This window comes from Halomonas sp., assembly GCF_041689495.1.
In the GTDB taxonomy this organism is placed as follows: domain Bacteria; phylum Pseudomonadota; class Gammaproteobacteria; order Pseudomonadales; family Halomonadaceae; genus Halomonas.
Genome location: NZ_JBDNGD010000105.1, coordinates 1 through 4,308, shown reverse-complemented (window position 1 = coordinate 4,308; position 4,308 = coordinate 1). Strand labels below are relative to the sequence as shown.

General features: G+C 62.9%; 3 protein-coding genes. 2 read left to right on the top strand and 1 reads right to left on the bottom strand.

Annotation, left to right across the window (positions count from 1 at the left end; translation table 11 throughout):
* Nucleotides 1-91 (bottom strand): kinase/pyrophosphorylase (locus tag ACESMD_RS03350; protein WP_372610315.1); only part of this gene is annotated, 91 nt, incomplete at its 3' end.
* A 247-nt stretch (nucleotides 92-338) separates the two neighbouring features.
* Between ACESMD_RS03350 and ppsA the strand changes: the two genes are divergently transcribed.
* Nucleotides 339-2,711 (top strand): phosphoenolpyruvate synthase, encoded by a 2,373-nt coding sequence (gene ppsA / locus ACESMD_RS03345; protein ID WP_372610313.1) that lies wholly within the window; start codon nucleotides 339-341, stop codon nucleotides 2,709-2,711.
* 184 nt (nucleotides 2,712-2,895) lie between these two features.
* Nucleotides 2,896-4,308 (top strand): gamma-glutamyltransferase family protein (locus ACESMD_RS03340; protein WP_372610311.1); only part of this gene is annotated, 1,413 nt, incomplete at its 3' end.

Sequence of the window (4,308 nt, the reverse complement as noted above, 5' to 3'; positions counted from 1 at the left end):
CGACATTCTCGAACTGCGCCAGCAGGCTGCGGCCAAGGCTCTCGGCGGTGATGCCGGTACCGTCGGAAATGAAGAAGGCGGTTCGCGTCATGACGATCATCGCTTTGGCTTGGACGGGAGCGGCCATTCTCGGTGTTGCGTCGGCGGGGTACAAGCAGCCACTGCCTGTGGGTGCCCGGGCATGGAAGGTGTGATCGCCTGGGCCCGTGTTGTAAAAAACCTCCAGTGACTTCGATGTTAGACCAATGGCGAATATCGGCATCGACTGGTAGAGTCGCCGTCGTCAATTCCTGACGACCTGCTTCGGGCTTCCAGGCGTCGTGATTCAAGGGGGTATCGTGGAAGACTACATCCTGTGGTTCGATCAACTGGGCATGACGGATATCGAACGCGTGGGCGGGAAGAACGCCTCCCTCGGCGAGATGATCTCGAACCTTTCCGGCACCGGCGTGACCGTTCCCGGTGGCTTTGCCACCACGGCCCATGCCTACCGTGAGTTCCTCTCTCATGAAGGGCTCAACGAGCGGATCAACCAGGCGCTCGCCACCCTGGATGTGGACGATACCAAGGCCCTGGCGAAAACCGGCGCCCAGATTCGTCAGTGGGTGATCGAGACCCCCCTGCCGCCGACCTTCGAGGCCCACCTGCGTGATGCCTATGAACGCCTGCTGGCCCAGCACCCCGACCTCAAGGCGGCGGTTCGCAGCTCGGCCACTGCCGAGGACCTGCCGGATGCCTCCTTCGCGGGTCAGCAGGAGACCTTCCTCAACATCGAGGGCTTCGACAACATCAAGCGAGCGGTCCACGAGGTGTTCGCTTCCCTGTTCAATGACCGCGCCATCTCCTATCGCGTTCACCGCGGCTATGCCCACGAGAACGTGGCCCTGTCCGCCGGGATCCAGAAGATGGTGCGTTCCGAGACCGGCGCGAGTGGGGTGATGTTCACCCTGGACACCGAGTCCGGCTATCGTGATGCGGTCTTCGTCACCGCTTCCTGGGGCCTGGGCGAGACGGTGGTGCAGGGGGCGGTGAATCCCGACGAGTTCTATGTGCACAAGCCCACTCTGGCGGCGGGTCGTCCGGCGGTACTGCGCCGGAACCTGGGCTCCAAGCTGATCAAGATGATCTATACCGAGGATGCCAGTGCCGGCAAGTCGGTCGCCACCGTGGATGTTTCCCTGGCGGATCGTGGTCACTTCTGCCTGAGTGATGACCAGATCATGTCACTGGCGCGCCAGGCCGTGACCATTGAGCAGCACTACCAGCGGCCCATGGATATCGAATGGGCCCTGGACGGTGACGATGGCGAACTCTACATCGTTCAGGCCCGCCCCGAGACGGTGGTCTCCCAGCAGGAAGGGGGGAAGCTCGAGCGTTTCCTGTTGAAGGAGAAGGGCCGGACCCTGGTCACCGGCCGCGCCATCGGCCAGCGTATCGGCCGGGGGGCGGTGAAGATCGTCTTTTCGCCCGAGGACATGAACAAGGTCAAGCCGGGTGATGTCCTGGTCACCGACATGACCGATCCGGACTGGGAGCCGATCATGAAACGGGCCTCGGCCATCGTCACCAACCGTGGCGGTCGGACCTGTCATGCGGCGATCATCGCCCGGGAACTGGGCATTCCGGCGGTAGTGGGCTGTGGCGATGCCACCCAGGTACTGGCCGACGGCCGCGATGTCACAGTCTCCTGCGCCGAGGGGGACAGCGGGCACGTCTATGATGGCCTTCTCGAGTTCGACCGCCGCGTGACCAGTGTCGATGCCATGCCGGATCTGCCCTTCAAGATCATGATGAACGTGGGCAATCCCGACCGGGCCTTCGCCTTTGCCGGCTTGCCCAACGCCGGTGTTGGCCTGGCGCGCCTCGAGTTCATCATCAACCGCATGATCGGGGTGCATCCCAAGGCGCTGCTGGAGTACGACACTCTGCCGGCCGACCTCCAGCAGACAATCGACCTGCGTACCGCGGGTTACGCCGATCCGGTCAACTTTTACGTCGACAAGCTGGTGGAAGGGATCTCGACCCTGGCGGCGGCCTTCCACCCCCAGCCGGTCATCGTGCGTCTGTCCGACTTCAAGTCCAACGAGTACGAAAATCTGATCGGCGGCAAGCTGTACGAGCCCGGCGAGGAGAATCCCATGCTGGGCTTTCGTGGCGCCTCGCGCTACATCTCCGAGTCCTTCCGCCCCTGTTTCGAGCTCGAGTGTCGCGCCATCAAGCGGGTCCGCGAGGTGATGGGTCTTGACAACATCCAGATCATGGTGCCCTTCGTGCGGACCACCGAGGAGGCTCGGGCGGTCGTCGACCTCCTGGGGGCCAATGGCCTGTCACGTGGTGACAGGGGCCTCAAGGTGATCATGATGTGCGAGCTGCCGGCCAACGCACTGCTGGCCGATGAGTTCCTCGAGCACTTCGACGGCTTTTCCATCGGCTCCAACGACCTGACCCAGCTTACCCTGGGGCTCGACCGTGATTCCGGCATCGTCGCCCACCTCTTCGATGAGCGGAACCCCGCCGTCATGAAGCTGCTGGCCATGGCCATCCAGGCCTGCCGTGCGCAGGACAAGTACATCGGTATCTGCGGCCAGGGGCCTTCGGATCATCCGGACCTGGCCAAGTGGCTGATGGAGCAGGGCATCGACTCTGTATCCTTGAACCCGGATGCGGTGCTCGAAACCTGGTTCATGCTGGCGGGGGAAACTCTCGAATAAGCCTACCCTGAGGCCGGACAGCTGCCGGCGCCGGTCAGTGCCTCCTCTCCTGTATGGCAACACCACATCCTCACCCCGGCTGACGTCAGTCAGTCGGGATGCTGTCATGTCTGCATCTATGGCAAGGAATGATCTATGATGACAGTCCCACGTTGCAACGGCGCTTCACTAAGGACGGTTGATCATGAACCATGTCACCCTGCGATTCCCTCATCATTGGTTGCCGCGGATCACGGTCCTGCTGCTGGCTGGGTTGCCACAGTTTGCCCTGGGCGAGGCGGCCTTCCAGTACCAGATGCCCGACATCGTGCCGGAAGTCAGTTCCGGCACTGAGGAAAAGCCCGGCTGGAGCGCCGAACGCTTCGCGGTGGCGGCCGCCAACCCGCTGGCTACCGATGCCGGCTACCAGGTGCTCAAGGCGGGTGGCTCGGCCACCGATGCCGCCATCGCGGTACAGATGGTATTGACCCTGGTGGAACCCCAGTCGAGCGGGATCGGCGGTGGTGCTTTCCTGGTGCATTTCGATGGCGAGAACGTCACATCCTTCGATGGCCGTGAGCGGGCGCCGCGGAATGTCGATGAAACCCTCTTCCTGGACGAGGAAGGGCAGCCATTGGCCTTCACGGACGCCGTTGCCAGCGGTCTTTCCGTCGGGGTGCCGGGAACGGTGCGCATGCTCGAGATGGCCCACGACAGCCATGGTCTTTTGCCCTGGGCGGATCTCTTCTCACCGGCCATTACCCTGGCCGAACAGGGCTTTCCGGTCAGCCCCCGCTTGCATGCCAGCCTGGCCGCGGATGAGCTGCTGCGCAGCGATTCCCTGGCCGGTGCCTTTTATTACGACGAGAATGGCGAGCCCCTCGCCGTGGATCACGAGCTGAAGAATCTGGCCCTGGGCGCTATTCTGCGCGAGATTGCCGAAGAGGGTAGCAAGGCGTTGCATACCGGCAGCATAGGTGAAGATCTGGTGTTCAGGGTGCAGGAGCATGACGAGCGTCCGGGCTCCATGACCCTCGAGGACCTGGCGAGTTACGTCGCCAAGGAGCGCGAGGCCCTGTGCACGGACTGGCGGTTCTGGAGAATCTGCGGCTTTCCGCCGCCTTCGTCAGGTCACCTGACCCTGATGCAGATCCTGGGAATTCTCGAGCATCTGCCGGCTGTCGAGACACCACTGCAAGAGGGCATTCCCGGAGTCGACTGGCTGCATCAGTTTCTCGAGGCCTCCCGGCTGGCCTTCGCCGATCGTGGCAAGTACATCGCGGATCCCGACTTCGTTCAGGCGCCGGGGGGTGACTGGTCGAGCCTGTTGAATCCCGATTACCTGGCCCTGCGTGCCGAGCGAATCGGCGAGCAGAGCCTCGGCAGTGACGGTGCTTCCCCGGGTAACCCCGGCTCCCTGTCGACGGCATGGGGGGTCCAGCCCAGCCAGCCCGAATCGGGGACCAGCCATATCAGCATCATCGACGAACATGGCAACGCCCTGGCCATGACCAGCTCCATTGAACAGTCATTCGGCTCGCGGATCATGGCCGATGGCGGTACCGGGTTTCCGGGCGGTTACCTGCTCAACAATGAGTTGACGGATTTTTCCTTCCTT